Annotated in this window: 10 protein-coding genes; 7 read left to right on the forward strand and 3 right to left on the reverse strand. The window is 65.9% G+C overall.

The window, feature by feature from the left end:
* Positions 1-75 precede the first annotated feature (75 nt).
* A complete protein-coding gene (locus ACYVGK_RS13900) occupies positions 76-5,211 on the reverse strand; it encodes an amino acid adenylation domain-containing protein (RefSeq protein ID WP_460734699.1) in 5,136 nt (1,711 codons plus the stop codon).
* A gap of 425 nt (positions 5,212-5,636) precedes the next feature.
* Here ACYVGK_RS13900 and ACYVGK_RS13905 point away from each other — a divergent pair, with 425 nt between their 5' ends.
* On the forward strand, positions 5,637-5,867 hold the full coding sequence (locus ACYVGK_RS13905) for a hypothetical protein (RefSeq protein WP_460734701.1): 231 nt from the start codon (positions 5,637-5,639) through the stop codon (positions 5,865-5,867).
* Between the two features lie 256 nt (positions 5,868-6,123).
* On the opposite strand, the gene ACYVGK_RS13910 is transcribed toward ACYVGK_RS13905, so the two are convergent.
* Together ACYVGK_RS13910 and ACYVGK_RS13915 are read right to left on the reverse strand one after the other, a co-directional pair.
* Positions 6,124-8,595 (reverse strand): S8 family serine peptidase, encoded by a 2,472-nt coding sequence (locus tag ACYVGK_RS13910; protein ID WP_460734703.1) that lies wholly within the window; start codon positions 8,593-8,595, stop codon positions 6,124-6,126.
* Positions 8,596-8,857: 262 nt separating this feature from the next.
* A complete protein-coding gene (locus tag ACYVGK_RS13915) occupies positions 8,858-10,261 on the reverse strand; it encodes a S8 family peptidase (RefSeq protein ID WP_460734706.1) in 1,404 nt (467 codons plus the stop codon).
* Positions 10,262-10,587: 326 nt separating this feature from the next.
* Here ACYVGK_RS13915 and ACYVGK_RS13920 point away from each other — a divergent pair, with 326 nt between their 5' ends.
* The 6 genes from ACYVGK_RS13920 (at position 10,588) to ACYVGK_RS13945 (ending at position 18,013) form a co-directional block, all read left to right on the forward strand.
* Positions 10,588-11,457, forward strand: a complete 870-nt coding sequence (locus ACYVGK_RS13920; protein ID WP_460734708.1) for a DUF6689 family protein — start codon at positions 10,588-10,590, stop codon at positions 11,455-11,457.
* Between the two features lie 81 nt (positions 11,458-11,538).
* Entirely contained in the window at positions 11,539-12,450 is a 912-nt protein-coding gene (locus ACYVGK_RS13925; RefSeq protein WP_460734710.1) for an FHA domain-containing protein, read from the forward strand.
* A complete protein-coding gene (locus ACYVGK_RS13930; protein WP_460734712.1) occupies positions 12,447-15,767 on the forward strand; it encodes a protein kinase domain-containing protein in 3,321 nt (1,106 codons plus the stop codon). The genes ACYVGK_RS13925 and ACYVGK_RS13930 overlap by 4 nt, the downstream gene beginning before the upstream one ends.
* The gene (locus ACYVGK_RS13935; protein WP_460734714.1) at positions 15,764-16,480 is read left to right on the forward strand and encodes a sensor histidine kinase; all 717 of its coding nucleotides are present in this window, start codon (positions 15,764-15,766) and stop codon (positions 16,478-16,480) included. Before ACYVGK_RS13930 ends, ACYVGK_RS13935 begins: the two co-directional genes overlap by 4 nt.
* A gap of 59 nt (positions 16,481-16,539) precedes the next feature.
* Positions 16,540-17,193, forward strand: coding sequence for a response regulator (locus tag ACYVGK_RS13940; protein WP_460734716.1), 654 nt, complete (start codon positions 16,540-16,542; stop codon positions 17,191-17,193).
* Between the two features lie 334 nt (positions 17,194-17,527).
* Positions 17,528-18,013 (forward strand): LEA type 2 family protein, encoded by a 486-nt coding sequence (locus ACYVGK_RS13945; RefSeq protein ID WP_460734718.1) that lies wholly within the window; start codon positions 17,528-17,530, stop codon positions 18,011-18,013.
* Positions 18,014-18,052 lie beyond the last annotated feature (39 nt).

Genomic DNA, 18,052 nt, shown 5'->3' on the forward strand with positions numbered 1-18,052 from the left:
TTCGGTTACGCCCAACGGAGGTCCCCTTGGGGGACTGCGCTCCACGAGGCCTAAGCGGCACGAAGCCGTCTCAGCTCAGGAATTCCACGCTGCGCGCCTGATGCTTGACAGCGTCGTGCGCAGCCGGCGCCAACCACGCTCCAACAGTCCGACCAGCGAGCGCATCTTTCGTGATCGTGAATTCGCCATCACCTGTTCAGCGAGGATACGCAGGCTGCCCGTGGCGAGTTGAAGCACGGTGATCCTGACGCCGATGAGCGCCTCGATCCGTGCAACGGCACGCATCGCCAACAACGAATGACCGCCCAGTTCGAAAAAGTTGTCGTGGCGTCCGACCGACGCCGCGCCAATCAGGTCTTTCCAGATGTTCGCAATCGTCTGTTCGACGTCGCCGCGGGGCAACTCGAACCCCATACCGGTTGCGGTTTGCGCGGTATCCGGTGCCGGCAGGGCGGTGCGGTCTAGCTTGCCGTTGGGTGCCAGCGGCAAGTGCGGCAGGAAGACGATGTGGTTGGGCACCATATACTCGGGAAGCACCGCACGTAGATGCGCGCGCAATGCATTCGCGTCCGGCGTATCCGACGCTGGGACCACATAGGCAACCAGGCGCGGCCCCCCCGGGATTTCCTCCCGTACCACCACCACCGAATTCGCAACCTGCGGATGGGCGAGCAGACGGGCTTCGATCTCTCCGGGCTCGATACGGTGTCCCCGCAGCTTCACCTGGAAGTCCAGGCGCCCGAGATGCTCGAGCAAGCCGTCGTCGCACCAGCGCCCACGATCCCCTGTTCGATAGAGGCGTGCGCCGGGCTCTCGGCCGCCGAAGGGATCATCGACGAACCGTTGTGCGGTCAACTCAGGCCGGTCGTGATAGCCCAGGCTGAGCCCGGCACCGCCGATGTAGATCTCGCCCGCCACATCGATCGGACAGGGGCGCATGTGGGCATCGAGCACGTAGATCGCGGTGTCGGCGATCGGACGGCCGATCGAGATCGCGCGCTCGGAGCGGACCTGCCAGCAAGTCGACCAGACCGTAGTTTCGGTGGGGCCATAGAGATTCCACGTCTCGCCGCTGCGCGCGAGCAACTGTTGGGACAGGTCGTCGGCCAATGCCTCGCCGCCAACCAGGATCTTGAATTGCTTGCCACCTTCCCAGCCGGCGTCGACGAGCATGCGCCAAGTCGCAGGAGTGGCCTGCATGACGGTCGCCTGGGTGGATTCCAGCAACTGCCGTAGCGCCACGCCATCCGATGCAACCGCACGACTCGCGATGATCACTTCGGCACCGACGCACAAGGGCAGCAGCAGTTCCAATGCGGCGATGTCGAAACTTAGCGTCGTCACCGCCATCAGGCGGTCGGATGCGGTGAGTCCGGGTGTGGACGCCATGCTGGCGAGGAAATTCTCCAGCGCCCGATGCGGCACGACGACACCCTTGGGCTTTCCGGTCGAACCGGAGGTGTAGATCACGTAGGCAGGGTCTTCGTCGCGCGCGTCGCGTTCTGGATCCGCAGCCCACTCGATGTCGGTCCCGTCGTCCGCATCCGCAACCAGGTCCGCGAGATGCAATGTGCGCTCCGGGGGCACGATCGACTCCCATCGCCCCGAGATGTCCACCATCAGATCCAACGCCGCATCGCCGGACATGTATTCCAGACGCGCCCGAGGGTATTCGGGATCAAGCGGCACATAGGCACCGCCCGCCCGCAGAATCGCCAGTAGCGTAACCACCATCCCGGTGCCGCGCGGTAGACACACGCCGACTCGGGAGCCACGTCTCACCCCTCGCGAACGCAACAAGCGCGCAGCCCGATCCACCTGTGCGCACAGCTCTCGATAGCTCATTCGCTCGTTGTCGAAGCGCAGCGCCGGTGCATCGGGATGCCGGGCCATCTGCGCGGCTAGCTGGTCGACCACCCGCCCCCGTCCGAGGGGCCGGCCGGTCGCATTGCAGTCGAATACGAGTCGCCCATACTCATCGTCGGGTAGCACGTCGAGTGTGGAGATGTCGTCGCCCCCACCGACTTCCAATGCCGAAACCAGCGCCGTGATCGCCGTGGACGCATACCTGGCGATACGTGCCGGATCGGCCCCAGTGATGCACTGGGCAGTGATGGCGAAGCCATCCATGGATTTATCTACGGCCAGGTAGATCGGATAGTTGGTGCGTTGCTCGTCGGACAGCAGCGTGATACCGAACAGGCTCGGATGGCGGGCGACGCCACTGCCGGGCTCAAAGCGGCCCCCGTCGCTATGGCGGTAGTTGAGCAAGGTATTGAACAGCGGCGAAGGCGACGGCACGGCACTGCAGGATTGCGCAAGCACCAGCGATGCGTGCTCGTATGCCACCAGCTCCGCCAGCTGTGCATGCACTGATGCAACGGTCCGGTGCACGCTGCGCTGCGCCAGTTTGACGCGTAGCGGCAGGGTGTTCATCAATAGGCCCACACATCGGCCGACCTCGCCTCCGCTGGCATGGCGACCGGACAGTACGGTGCCGAAAACAATGTCGTCGGTGTTGGTGCAACGCGCGAGCACCATTGCCCAGGCCACATGGAATAGCACCGCCACGCTCACGCCAGCCGCGCGCGCCGCAGCGGACAGCCGAGCGCACATCGCAGGCTCCAGCCGAATGCGACTCTCCAAGGCCTGGTGGCCATCGTTGCGGACATCGACCAGCCCAAACGGGGTGGTGGGCTCGGAAAGATCGCCGAGCTCGCGTTCGAAATAGGCTTTTGCATCCGACTCGTCGCGGGACAATGCCTGGTCGACGAACCTGCTGAACGGAACCGGCTCGGATAGGCTTTCCGGCACATCCGCCAGGATCGCCGCGACCTCATCCCAGAGCACATCTTGGGACACGCGGTCATTGATGATGTGGTGGGACAGCAAGGCGAGCGTACAACCATCGCCCTCCGCGTCACCCTCCACGAAGGCGGAGAACAGCGGAGCCTCGTCGAGTTTCATGCGCCAAGTCAGAGGATCGGTCTGCGTCAGAAGGGCGGGGGCGCCGTGGTTCCTGTTGCGAAGCCTGACCACCGGCAGTTCGGCGTGGCGCAACACCACCTGCACCGGCTGCGACAGGCCACGCCAGAATATCGCCGTGCGAAAGGCGTCGTGCCGATCGATCACTTGTTGAAGCGCGGCAAGGAACCGGTCCGCGCGCTGACTCGAATCAAAGGCGAACAACCGTCGCGACAGATAGGCATCGCCCTGCTCTTGCAGGCAATGTTGAAACAACATCCCTTCCTGCAGCGGCAATAGTGGATAGATGTTCTGTATGTTGCCGGCTCCGCCCGGCACCTCGGCTACTAGCCGAGCCAGCTCCTGTGCATCGAGATCGAGCCGCGGAAACATCACTGAGGTGATCCCGTCTTCCGCCACGCTCGCCCCAGGCACCGCTGCTGTTGCTGTGTGTTGCGACACGGCCATCGCTGCGCACAGCCCTGCAAGCGTGGGATGGGCGAACACCATGCGGGTGTCCGCCGTGAGCCCGCGTTCGTGCAAACGGCGCAGCATGGCCACCAGCAGCAGCGAGTGCCCGCCGAGTTCGAAGAAATGGTCGTCGCGGCCAACCTGCTCCAGGCCCAGAAGCGACTGCCAGATCCCGGCAACCTCCTGCTCGAGTTCACCGCGTGGCGCGTCGAACGCGCGCTCGGCGATGGATTCGCGCGAGGGCACCGGCAGTCGCGTGCGGTCGATCTTGCCACTGGCCAACATCGGGAGTTGCTGAAGCAACACGAAAGCCGTGGGCACCATGTGCCCAGGCAGGCGCTGCCGCAATGCCTCGCGCAGCTCGCCTGCTTTCAGGCCCACGCCCGACGCATAGGCTACGAGCCGGGGCTCTCCCGGCGCGTCCTCACGCAACACCACTGCACACTCCGCGACACCATCGATCGCGGCCAGCGTCGTCTCCACTTCGCTCAGTTCGATTCGATAGCCACGCACCTTTACTTGCGTATCGGTGCGACCGATGAAGTGAAGCTGACCGTCCGAGCGCTGGAGCACCCGGTCGCCGGTGCAATACATGCGCACGCCCGGATGCAAGGGGTGATCGATGAAACGCTCGGCAGTCAGCCGTGCCTGGTTACGGTAGCCGCGGGACACGCCCGCGCCGCCCACATGTAACTCACCGATCACGCCGGGCGGCACGCGGCGACGTTCCGCATCGAGCACTTCGCACCAGACGTTATGGATAGGCCGACCAATCGGCACCATCACATCGGATGCGAGGTCATGGGGGACCTCGAAGTAGGTTGCGTTGAGGGTGGTTTCGGTTGGCCCGTAGTAATTGCCCAATCGCACGCGCGGGACGACCGCGCGGAGCCGGCGAGCCAACTCCGCCGTCATGGCTTCGCCGCCGCAGGCCACATAGCGCAACCGTCCCGCGACCAGCGAGGGCTCGGATAGCAGGCCGCGCAGCAACGACGGAACGCAGTTCAACAAAGTGACCTGTTCCTGGACGATCAGGGCCGCCAGGTACGGCATGTCCAATTGTCGCTCGGGTGCGGCCAGCACCAGCGCAGCGCCGCTCTGCAGCGGGCCAAAGAATTCCACCAACGTGCCGTCGAAACTGATCGAATTGCACTGCAGGATGCGGTCGTCGGGAACCATGCCGATGGTCTCGCGCAACCATGCCGTGTGGTTGGTCAGCCCCCTGTGCAGCACCTCCACGCCTTTGGGCCGGCCGGTGGAGCCGGAGGTATAGATGACGTACACGAGCTGCTCTGCTGCGACTTCGGTGTCGAGATTGGTCGTAGCCAGCTCCGCCAGCGAGTCCCACGCCGTATCGACGCATACGCATTCAATGGGGTGGCCGTCGGTAGGCAACCGTTCTCGCAACCACGACTGTGTCAAAACTACGGGCGCGGCGGTGTCGGTGAGCATGAACGCCAACCGTTCTTCCGGATACGTGGGATCCAGCGGTACGAACGCCCCCCCCGCCTTCAATACCGCCAGCAATGCCACCGGCAGGTCCAGCGAGCGTTCCATCAGCACGCCGACACAGACCTCCCGCCCGACTCCCAACGCTCGCAGGTGCCGCGCCAGGCGATTGGCACGGCGATTGAGTTCGGCGTAGTCCAGCGACTGCTCACCGAAGATCGCCGCGATCGAGTCGGGCGAGCACGCGGCCCAGCGCTCGATCCGTCCATGGACAGGATCGAAGCGCACCTTTTCACGCGCAAGCTCGACCTGCACTGTCGCCGACATGTGCCCCCATGCCCCAATTCGTCGCGCAGCGGATTATCAAGACGATGATCAGCCGAGTGCGGGCAAAACCTGCGCGATCGGTGTCACGCTCAACAACGTGAGACGGCGACTCATACTGTCAAACGAGCGCCCATCGGGAATCCGGTCACGCTGTACCCCGCCTTTTCAGCCCCCCGAATTTCGACACGACAGGCGGTGACCGTTTGGGCCTATTCGGCTCCCTCCCCGACTACACCGGTTTGGTGGAAGCAAGAGATTCAGGGCCTGCAAGGCACTTAGCCTGCGCTCCGAAAAATGACTCCCGCAAAAAAATCCTGGCGCCTTGGCAATAAGCCGGACTGCATCGGATCATCGCCACGGTGTCCGTAGAAGGCGCCGTCTCCCGTAGTCAGAAGCAAGAGCGGGACTACTGCTGGGAGCGGAAAATGCTGATTACCTATATCGGCGGGCCGTTGCACGGGCGCGTGGACAAGCGCGATGACCTGGTCACGGAGGAGGACCTGTTGTCGTCCGTGAACCAGCCGAGCTACTCGTACAAGGGAAGCATCAGCGCGCAAGGCGAGGTCGTGGAAGCTACCTTCACCCACACCTTCGTGACGCCAGCCGACTACGAGGCACTCGAACTGGACTGGGCGGCGCGACGGAAGCATTCCTGAGCCCGTTGCCATGGACGGCTGCACTTCGGTTCGAACCACCCGAAAAATCCCCTCGCCGGTGGACTCGCCCCTTGGGCCATGATTTTGGTGGATGCGTGAAATGAGGCCTGCAGGACACTCGCAACGGCCGCCAGCCTGCTAAAGCGAACAAATCTCCGCACGACGCCAAAGCAATGCAATCCCGACACACTTCGACCAAAAAACATGGCCCGGCAATGCCGGGCCATGCTTCGCTCAGCGGGGTTGGCTAACCCCCTCAGTCTTCCGCTGCGCGATAGGCGGAGAGGTAACGACCGGCCGCTACCGCATACGCACCACGAGTCACGGTCTTGGTTGGATCGAAGTAGGCATGCAGCGTCGGCTGCAGGTCGAACGGTCCTTGTGTGACGGCGAAGCGTGCATTGATCAAACCGCGATCCAACGCAAGCTGCACGTAACCGCGCAGGCTGGCCGGGATCGAAGCCGCATCGTCGATCGCGATGCGCTTGCCGTCGTAGAACGCGGTGAGCTCACCACTAAAGGCACGCGCTTCGCCCTGCAGACCCATCGCCTGCACCAGCGAGTACGCGAGGCTGACACGGGTGACATAGTCGTTCGGACGGAACTGGCCGTTGACCGTGCCCATCACGCCGTCGTGCGCATTGCTCAGGTCGCGCAACGGTGCCCCCTTGCCGATCACAGCTTCAGCGAACGGATAGAGCGCGTCCGTCTTGGCGACGTCGGTGAAGCTGGCCACGCCGTTGAACGGCAGTGCCTGACGGACGTTGGCGCCCATGGCCAGGTAACGGGCCATTTCGCCGCGACGCAGGAGCTGGTCGGGACGAAACTGCCTGTCGTTGTAGCCGTCGACGAGGCGATTGGAGACGGCAAATTCGATCGCCTGGCGCGCCGGGTGATTACCGATGTCATTCAGGCCGGTATAGCCGCCACTCTTGAGGAAGCTGATCTCGCCTTCGACGGTTCCGGGCAGGCCATAGCCGTTGGTGACCTTGAGCGGATCCAGACCGGTTCCGGACACGGAACCGACGCCACGGACGGTGACCTTCCAGGTACCGGCCTTGCCGGGCGCACCCACGGTAACGGTATCGCCGAGCACCGGCAGCGCGATCGACGAGCCGTACTTGTTGCCGTCCGGATCGGTCAGCACCAGCGCAAGCGTGTTCTCGCCGATGGTCGCGCGTGCGGCCACCCAGGCGATGTCGCTACCGACTTCGAAGGCCTGCTCTTCCACCGCACCGACCGGAGCGAAGTCGACCGAGAACGGTACGTTCGCCGGACCCGGCAGCAGGATCGCGTTGCTGTTGAAGCTGAGCAGCGTGTTGACCGTGCCACCCCAGCCGTTGCGCGTGTTGCTCGCTTCGGCGAGTGCAGCGTAGGCGTTGACGTGACCCGCGCCGGCCTCCCACGCAAGGCGACCGCTCATGTTGGTGGAAGTGCGCTTGAGCAGATCCTTCACTTGCGCCGGAGTCAGATTCGGATTGGCTTCCAGCAGCAGTGCGACGATACCGGCGACGTGCGGGGTCGCCATCGAGGTGCCGCTCATGTGCGTATAGAACGGCAGGTATGCAGGTTGCAGCGTTTCGGCGTCGTGCTGCGCTTCCGTCGCGGGCAACGTGCCGGTGGTGTCGCGGGTGGACACGATGTCGACGCCGGGAGCGACGACCGTCGGCTCGTTGACGTAGGTCCAGGTCTTGCCATCGGGCATGGTGAAGCTGCCGCTCTCGCCGCGCTTGCCACGCGAGGAGAAACCGGTGAGTACGCCGTCCTTCTCGCCGGCGCCGACCGAGATCACCCACGGCGCCTGCGCATACGGGTTGTGCGTGTCTTCGCCCGGGCCGTCATTGCCGGCGGCGAACACGCTGACGATGCCGCGCTTGTACAGCTCGTAGGTGGCGATGTTGACCGGGTTCATCGGATCGAACTTGCCCGAGCTGCCCCAGGAGTTGCTGGTCACGCGAATGGTGTTGCGATAGCTGAACTGGTTGGTGGCCGCGTAGTCGAGACCGCCGACCGCATCGAGCACCAGCAGCACCGCGCCCGACCCGTAACCGACGATGTCGGCACCCGGGGCGACGCCGCGGTACAGGCCGTTGGAACGCTCACCGGTGCCGCCGACGATGCCGGCGCAGTGGGTGCCATGACCAGAACCGAGATCGGTGTTCGGCACGCCTTCCAGATAGGTCACGGGCACGATGCCGGGCGCGAATTCGGTGGCCAGTTCGGCCAGGATGTTCTGCGCACCGAGCACGTTCTGCACGACGTGCTCGCCGAACTTCACGTCTTCGTGCGTCGCATCGATGCCGGAGTCATTGACCAGCACCGTGATGCCCTTGCCGCTGAACGGCAGCGCGCGATTGTAGTCGCCCGGATTGGCCTGGGCACGTGCGACGCTGGTGATCTCGCGGGCTTCCTGGTTGTAGTAGCGCAACGGCGCGTTGAAGTAGATCGACGCGACGTCGCTACGCTTGGACAAGGCGAGAATTTCGGCAGGCGTGGCCAGCGCGCCGGCGATCGGCAGCGTGTGCATGGTCACGCCCTTCTCGATGCCGAGCGACTTCAGCGCGGCGACCTGGCCGGGTGTCACCGGAACGGACTGCTGATAGCTGATGACGATCTGCAGCTGATCTGCAGCGGCAGCCGCTTGCATCTTCGACAGCAGCGTCGGATCCAGATGGGCATCGGCCAGGGCAACGCCGCTGGCCAGGAGGCCGGCGGCCAGAGCGCTCATCCTGAGGCTGCGGCGAGAGGGAGCTTGAAGCGGCATGACGTTCGATCTCCGATACGCCCGGAATTGGGCATGGGAAGAGTTTTGACGGCGGTCACATTCGTTCCCATCCGGAAGACCCTTCAGGTCATGCAGGGGAAAAACCTCAGCACCGTGGCGTACGGCGTCATGGCTCGATGACATGAAAAAAGCGGCCCGGCAGCATGGATCTGCCGGGCCGCTAGCCCCTGCCATACATTCGGTATCGAGCCGCGGACTCGGCGAATCAGAGCCCCTTCGCGACCTGCGCCGCCTCGAACGCGTCGACATGACCGTTGCCGACTTCATAAGGCTGGCGCCCCGCCATCGGATTGGCGGTGTTGCTCAACACGGCCTTCACTTCGAGCGGCGTCAGTCCGGGCTTGGCTTCGAACAGCAGCGCGACGATACCCGCCAGGTGCGGCGTCGCCATCGAAGTGCCGCTCATGTGGGTGTAGAACGCCGCCTGCGCGCCCAGCGACAGGTCCTGCTGCGTCGCCAGCAGCGGCAGCGCGCCGGTCAGCGCACGCGTGGAGACGATGTCGACACCGGTGGCAACCAGCGTCGGTTGATTGACGTAGGTCCACTGCACGCCGTCGCCCATCGTGAACGTGCCGCTCTCGCCGCGCTTACCGCGCGAGGAGAAGTCGGCCAGCGTGCCGTCCTTGTTGGCCGCGCCCACCGAGATCACCCACGGTGCCTGTGCATACGGGTTATGCGTGTTTTCCGCGGGGCCATCGTTGCCCGCGGCGAACACGCTGACGATGCCGGCCTTGTATGCGGCGTAGCTGGCGACGTTGACTGGATCAGTCGCATCGAATGCACCGCTGGTGCCCCACGAATTCGAGATCACCTTGATCGGCGTACGGAACGCGTGCTGCTTGGTGATCGCGTAATCGAAGCCGCCGACCGCATCGAGGATCGAGATCACGGCGCCCGAACCGTAGCCGACGATGTCCGAAGACGTCGCCACGCCACGATACAACCCGCCCGACGCCGCCCCGGTGCCACCGGCGATGCCGGCGCAATGCGTGCCATGGCCGGAGCTGATGTCGGTATTCAACTGACCTTCGAGATACGTCGCACGGCCCAGACCGACGATCGAATTGAGATTGGTCAGCGCCTGCACGTTCTGCACGACCTTGCTGCCGTACGTCAGGTCCTGATGGGTCGCATCGATGCCCGAGTCGTTGATCATCACGGTGACACCACGGCCGGTGTATCCCAGCGATGGATCGGCCTGCAGCCGGTCCACGCCGGACATGCGCCGCGCGTCGTCGTTGTAGTACTCGAGATCGCGATTGAGATGGATCGCACGCACGTCGCTGCGCTTGGCCAGTGCGCGGATCTCGGCCGGCGTGGCCAGCGCGCCCGCGATGGGCAGGCTTTGCATGGCGATTCCGGTGTCGATGCCGAGCAGCCTGAGGTCGGAAAGCTGGCCTGAGCTGAGCGGAGTCGTCTGGTTGTAGCTGACCACGATCTGCAACTGGTCGATCGGCAAGGCCGCGGCTAGCCGCGAGACCAGGCGCGGGTCGAGGTGGGCGTCGGCCAGCGCGACGCCGCTGGCTGCCAGGCCGAAGGCGAGAGCACACACACGCAGGCCATTGCGGGAACGGCCTGAAGTTGAACAGCCTGAAGCGAAGCGGCTCATGAGGTCTCCTTACCGCCCGGAATGGGCTGGACGCAGTCTTCGCGCCTTCCTCACGAAGCCGTATCCGGAAGAGCCACCAGCTTCGCCCCGGAAAATCCCCCAGCCGCCCCCGGAGATCTGTACAGCAGGTCTGTACATCCTGCTCACCCCACTGAACCGTTGGCCAATCTGAGGGAAAGCCCCTACAGACGGGGACTGGCCTCCCCCTTTAGTCTGGCCCGGCTTGTGTGGCATAGATGCCCGCAACACGCGCTGCGCTCGGCAGCGCACGACCCGGCAAGGACGCGGCGGTCGCAGGGGATGATCGTTTGCGGAGTGGCTGGCCGATGAATGTCTTCACCAACACCCTGTCCCGGAGTGCGAGGGGGCTGTCGTTCCTGCTGCTCTGCGTTGCCAGTTCGGTGGCCACGGCGCAGACGACGCCGGAGTCCCTGACCCTGCCCGTTACCGCCAGCGCTTCGGGCAACCATGCCGAAGTGGTGATCGGGCCGACCACGCAGCCGTTGGCCGAAGTGCTCCTGGATTTCCAGGACGCCACCGGCTTGAGTCCATCCAGTCTTGGCGCATCGGCACAACTGGTCAGCCTGACCGATCTGTCCTTGTTGTCGCGACTGCCCGACATCAATCTCACCACGCTGCCCAGCGCGCTGCCGCTGCTGGTTACCATCGAGCCACCGGCGACCGGCGGCCTCAGCTTCCGCAACACCGGGCGGCTGGAGATCCACACCCACGCCCTGCCCTACGCCGTCGGCAGCTCGCTGCGCGTGTTCAAGGCACCGCTGGGTGGCGCGTTCCGCGACGTCACCGACGAAATCGCCCAAGGCAGCGTGCGTGCGCGCACGACCTACGGCGGCTTCTCGCAATTCCTGATCCTGATCGACGCGCGCAGCACCGGCGCAGTGATCGACGAGAAGATCGGCTGGCTGCGCGACAAGGTTGCCGCTCTCCCGCTCAACGAGCGCGGTGCATTCAATGCGCTGTTGAACCAGATCGACAGCGCGGTCGACAACGGTGACTACGCCACCGCGATCAGCGCGATCGACAACTTCCGCACGCGCGCCGCCAATCGTGCCGGACAGTTCATCCCCAACGAATGGCGTGCCCTGCGCGACGTCGACAACCAGGCCGGCAACCTGATCGCGGGTGCGAACACCCTGCGCTTCAGCGTCGCCTACCTGCGCGACTTCGGGCAGTAGGTAGCCCAACGGCCGGAGCCAGCCTCTGGCCGGTCAAGGAGCCCGGCACGGGTTACGCCCATGCCGGGCTAAGATGCGGCCATGCAGGCACGCCTGATTGCGTACCCACCCGATGCCGCGGCCGTGAGCCGCTGGCTCAAGCCCGACCAGCGCCTGCGTATCGGGCGCGATCCGGGCTGCGATCTCGTCATCGAACATGCCTCGGTCTCGCGCAATCACGCCGAGCTCTACCGCGAGGGAGAGCGCTGGCGGTTGCGCGACCTGGGCAGCAAGAACGGCAGCTTCGTCGATGGCATCGCCGTGACCGATCATCCGTTGCCCGACCACTGCTGGCTGCGCCTGGGCGACAGTTACTGCGACTTCACCGAGTTCGACGCGGTCCAGGCGGATGCCCTGCGCGGGCGCCAGGACGAACGCCGGGCCCTGTCGCAGGCGATGGCCCTGAAGGTCTCGCAGCAACCGGAGTCGGATTCCCTGCCGGCGCACGTGCTGCGCGGCGTGGTGGAGCTGTCCGGTTGCAGCCGCGGCTTCGTGCTGCTGGCCGATCCCAAGCTCGGCGATTTCACCGTCCGCGCCAGCCTGCACCTGGACCCCGACGTACTGCACGGCCAGGCGTTCTCCGGCAGCGTGGGCGCGGTTCAACAGGTATTGGCCAACGGCAAGCCACTGGTGATCAACGATATCGGCAGCGAAGCCTGGCTGGCAGGACGCGACTCGGTGATCGCCAGCGGGTTGAAGACGCTGGTGTGCCTGCCGCTGTTCGACGGCCCCAAGGTGTTCGGTGCCGTGTACGCCGACCGACGCGGGCCCGGGGAACCGATTACCGATTTCGATCTGGAACTGCTCGGCGCCTTCACCGAGAGCACCACGTTGTATCTGCTCGCGCGTCGCGCCCTGCAGTCGCTCGACAATGCACCGCGCTGGCAGACAATCGTCGAGCACGCGAAAGCCGATAAACCCGCGCCTACCTGGAGCGCAGATACCGCCCCATGACCGCACCCACAGCCACCGGCCTGTACGCCCAGCATCAGCACGCGCCCGGCACGGTATTGGCCGGGCGTTTCCGTATCGAAGCCATGCTCGGTATCGGCGGCATGGGCGTGGTGTACCGCGCCACCGATCTTGCGCTCGATGTCCCGGTGGCGCTGAAGCAGTTGCGCCCGGAACTGGCCACGCGCGCCGATGCATTTGAACGCTTCCGCCAGGAACTGCTGATGGCGCGGCAGGTCTCGAGCCCGCGCGTGGTGCGCATCCACGACCTCGCCCAGCACGATGGGCAGTGGCTGATCAGCATGGATTACATCGACGGCGAGGGCCTGGATCGGCGCCTCGATCGCGACGGCGCGATGGCGCCCGAGGACGCGGCACGCATCGCACGGCAATTGGCCGAAGGTTTGTCGGCGGCGCATGCACGCGGCGTGATCCATCGCGATCTGAAGCCCGCGAACGTGCTGGTGGATCGCGACGGCAATGCCTACATCAGCGACTTCGGCGTGGCGCGCTCGTTGGCCAGCAATGGCCTGACCCAGTCCGGTGCCGTGGTCGGCACACCCGACTATCTCTCACCGGAACAGGCGCGCGGCGAAAGCGTCGATGCCCGTAGCGATCTCTACAGTCTCGGCCTGATCCTGTACGAGATGCTGACTGGTGCGATGCCATTCCAGGGCGGCACGATCAGCGAGATCCTGGCGCAACGTATGCTGCGCTCGCCGCCGCCGGTGACCCAGGCGAAACCGCAGACACCGGCGTGGCTGGCGCGACTCACCGACCGCTTGCTGCGCGTGCAACCCGCACATCGTTTGCAAAGCGCCGATGCGGTGATCCAGGCGATCGATACGCGCACGGTGCCGCGCGACTGGCGCGCGACCCGCAAGGGCATCGTGATCTCCGGAGTAGTGGTCGCGATGCTGGGCTTGGGCGGATTCGCGGCATGGCGCTATCTGCATCCGCTTGCACCAGCCGGCGTGGTCACGGTCGCGCCATTGCATCGATTGCTGGTCATGCCGGTCGCGGCGCCTGCGCAGGCGATGGGCGAAGCGCGCGCCGCGGCCTTGACCTCGCTGCTTCGCTACGCGATCGACGAAGTACCCGGGATGGCCATCGTCGATGGCGAGCGCACCCAACAGGCGCTGCAACAACTCGACCCCTCCGGCACCGTCATGCCGGACGCCGAAGCCGTGCGCAGGATCGTCGGCGCCGACCAGACGTTGAGCATCGACCTGCGCCCGGCGAATGGCCGCTGGACCGCAGTCGCCTCGATGCGCGACGGCAAGAAGGCCAGTGCGACCGCTGCTGATCCGGGCACTGCGTTCGTGACGCTGGTGAAGCAACCGACCTTTGCCACGCTATTGGGCACCCAGGCGCAAACCATTCCGCTCGTGCTGCCCATATGCACCACGACGCCGGCAACAGACGCATGCATGGACAGCGTGCTCGACGACTATGGCAGCGCCCTGATCGCGCGCCAGCGCAGCGAGCCTCTGGTGGCACTGGACGCGGCGCGCAAGGCCACACAGCGCGCGCCCGGCTTCGCGCCCGCCTGGTTGCTGCAGGTCGACATGGCGCAAGCCGTGGGCGAAGCGGAAGCCGCGTACGACGCGCTCGATCCAGGCGAACGCGGCGCGAAGCCGACGTCGCCCTACCTGCAGCGCCGCTTCCGCGCCGAACGCGCCCTGCTCGATGGCGATCCCACCGCCGCCGCGGCCGAATGGCGCGCGCGTCTGGCACAGGCCCCGGACGACACCTTCGCCGAACTCGGCCAGGCCCGCGCACTCGGTGCCGGCGGCGACTTCAAGGCGGCGACGTCGGCGCTGCAGAAACTGGTGGGGCGCGACCCCAACGATCCGCGCGCGTGGTTCGAACTGGGCAAGTTCTCGATCCTCGCCGGGCAGGCGCAACAAGCGGTCGACGACTACCTGGTGCGCGCGCTGGTGCTCTACAAGCGCAGCGGCAACCGCTATGGCGAAGCCGAGACGGCCAATGCACTGGGCATCGGCTACGCGCGCCTGGGCCAGACCTCCGAAGCGGAGAAGCAGTACCGCGAAGCGGTCGAGCTGCGTCGCGCGGTCGGTAACCGGCGTGGCCTGGCCACCAGCCTGCGCAACCTGGGCAATCTGCTCAGTCAACGCGGCCAATTCGACGAAGCTGCGAGCCTGCTCAAGCAGGCCGGTGAACTGCATGCCGCGCTCGGCGATCGCGCCGGCATGGCCGCGGTCGACAATGAGCTTGGCGTGCTCGCCGAGGAACGCGGCGATTACGCGGTCGCGCTCGCGGCGTTCCGGCGCGCGCTGCAAACCTGGCAGCAACTCGGTGAAAAGCCCGGCACCGCGCAGGCGCTCAACGACATCGGCTTCGTCCAGTACCAGCTCGGTGCGTACGACGATGCGCAGGCCTATCTGGTGCAGGCGGCGACCGCTTTCACCGAACTCGGCGATGACACCGGCCAGATCCGCACGCAACAGAACCTCGGCTTGCTGGCGATCGCGCGTGGCCAATGGAACGAAGCGCGTCGCCAGCTGACGACATCGCTGCAATCGGCCGAACACCAGCAGATGCTGGAGGAAGCCGCGGTAAGCCGGCGCAATCTCGCCGAACTCGAGTTGCAGCAGGGCCATCTGGATGCCGCGATCGATGAGGCCGGCAAGGCCGAGGCATTGTTCCGCGAACGCGAGGACCTGCGCGGCCAGGCCGATGCCGGCCTGCTGCGTGTACAAGCCCTGATGGATGCGCACGCGGATGCCGAGGCCGACAAGGCGCTGGGCGGACTCAAGGACGCGATCACGCAGGCCTCCAACGAACAGCGCGGCATTGCCGCATTGCTTGAAGCGATGCTGGCGGGGCGCGCCAGCAATGCGGCGGCTTCGAAACAGGCGCTGACACAGGCCAGGCAGCTCGCAACGGCGTCCGGCATCCGCCAGTTGGAGCTGCGCGTTGCCCTGCACAGCGCGGATAACGTGGCACCGCTGGAGGCGCCGATCGCGGCGCTGGGCAATGTGCCGCTGCGACTGGAATGGGTCGAAGCGATGATGGCCCAGGCCAGCGCGGCGCATGGCCGCGAAACCGACCTCATCCGCGTGTATCGCGAAGCGGCACCGCTGTTGCGCCGCGGCGACTACAGCCATGCGTTCCGGATCCACGATTTCGCCGCGGCAAGTCTGGACGATACCAACGCCGCACGCAGCGCCGCCGACCAGGCGTGCGCGACCTTGGGCATGCTGCGTTCGCATGTGCCCACGGCGTTGCGTGCCGGGTTCGAGGCCTCGCACGAAATCCAGAGCTTGTTCACCGCGAAGCAATGCCAGGCGCCATGAACGACATCGACGCCCTGCGCCAGCAATATCAGGACCTGCTCGAGCGACTGCAGCGCAACGAACGCGAGTTCCGGCGCCTGGGACGCGCAGTGTGGCGGGTGCAGGAAGACGAACGCCGACGCCTGGCCCGCGAACTGCACGACGGTGTCGGCCAGAACCTAACCGCGATCAAGCATCGGCTCGCCTCGATCACCGGCATGCTGCCCGAGCAGGCTCGGGCCGCACACGAGGGACTGGATGCCGCGATCGCGCTATGCACCGACACACTCGAGGACACCCGCCATCTCTCGCGGCTGCTGCGGCCGCCGGTGCTGGACGACCTCGGCCTCGAAGCCGCGTTGCGCTGGCTGGCACGCAGTCAAGGCGAGGCCAGCGGGCTGACCATCGACGTCGACATCGGTCCGCTGCCCGCACTCGATGGCGACCTGCAGACCCTGCTGTTCCGCGTCGCCCAGGAAGCGCTTAACAACATCGCCAAGCACGCCCAGGCCCGCAACGTGCTCGTGCGTGTCGTCGCGCGCGGCGGAATGCTGCAACTGCAGGTCGCGGACGATGGCCGGGGTTGCGACCCCGACACCGCCCTGCGCAGCGGTGGCAGCGGGCTGGGCGGCATGCGCGAACGCCTGCGCCTTTATGACGGGCAAATGGAACTGCATTCGGCGCCGGGCGAAGGCACCCGCTTGCGCGCGGTCGTTCCCCTGCAGGCGAGTTGATCCGGCCACTGCTTCGGATCGCTTGACGCCGGCGCCTCGCCACGCGCAGCTTACGGTCCATGGGGAGCCACAACGCCGTCCGTGTCCTGATCGCCGACGACCACACGCTGGTTCGCGAGTCGCTGGTCAGCCTTTTGCAGAACGCCGCCGACATCCAGGTCGTGGCCCAGGCCTCCGACGGCCTGGAGACGGTCGAGAAGGCGCTGGCCACGCGACCCGATATCGTCATTACCGACATCTCGATGCCGCACCTCAATGGCATTGAAGTCGTGCGACGCCTGCGCGAGGCCCTGCCCGAGGCGCGCGTGCTCGTGCTGACCATGCACAGCGAAGACGAATACGTGCTGCAACTGGTCCGCGCCGGCGCGTCCGGCTATCTGGTGAAGGACAGCGCGGCGTCCGAACTCATTGCCGCCGTGCAGAGCCTGCGCGACGGTCGCGGCTACTTCGGCCCGCAGGCTTCGCGCATCCTCGCCGAGCAGCTGCAGCATCCCGAACGCCAGGTCGACGATCCCTACGGCCGCCTCACCGCGCGCGAGCGCGAGGTGTTCCATCTGATCGCCGAAGGCATGACCACCAAGGAAATCGCCCGGGCGCTCGACATCAGCGCGAAGACGGCCGAGAACCACCGCGCGCGCGTGCTCGACAAGGTCGGCGTGCGCAATACCGCGGAGCTGGTGCGCTTCGCACTGCGCAAGGGCCTGCTGGACTGACCAGCGCGCGCGTCGCCCGCGTCATCGCGAGCGGTTCGGATCAAACCATTACTGCCCGGCACAGGGGATTTCCCCCGCGCCGACTGAGGGCGTTTCCGGATGGGCGCGGACCGAGCCAGATCCAATGCTGGCTATGCAGTCCTAGTGACCGCGCCGCCTTCGCGGCCGCGGCCAGCCGCACGCCGGGTGTCTACGGTCCTGGCGACACCCGGCTGCAGTGCAGCGCCGAACCATCCCCTCGGCGCTGCACCGAAGCCCGCTACAGGAGTGGCGGGCTTCATTCTTTTCGCGCGTTGTATCCTCGCTGCTCCCTGAGCCTCACAGCAGGAGCGGTATGAAGGCACGACTGATGATGCGCACTACGGTGGGCGCGCTGCTGATGACATCCCTGCTGGCGGGCTGTGCCAGCGGCCTGGTCCGCCGTGTGTCGGAACCCTCGGCGCAGATCCAGCAACTCACCGTGCGCGCCGATGGACGCTGGGCGGTGGACCTGCGGATCGAAAACTTCAGCAGCATTCCGATGCGCTTCGACTCGGTCGACCTCGCGCTCTCGGTCGGCGACAGCCAGGCCGGGCATGTCACCGCGCAGCCGGCGATCTCGATCGGGCCGGAGTCCGCGGACGTGGTGACCACGGTCTTCACCCCACAGGCCGCGGCCAAGCTGGCCGTGGCCGACGCACTCGCCGGTGGCCGCAGCATCGCCTACACGCTCGAGGGCACGGTCGTCGCCACGCCGGACGAAGCGCGGCAGCGCACGTTCGAAGTGAAGCGCAGCAGCCAGCTCAATCCCGCACCGGGGCTGCCCGGCGTCATGCGTTGACGTTAGTGAGCCATGGCTCCCGCCTGCGCTTGGAGTTCC

Source organism: Lysobacter tyrosinilyticus (assembly GCF_054779815.1).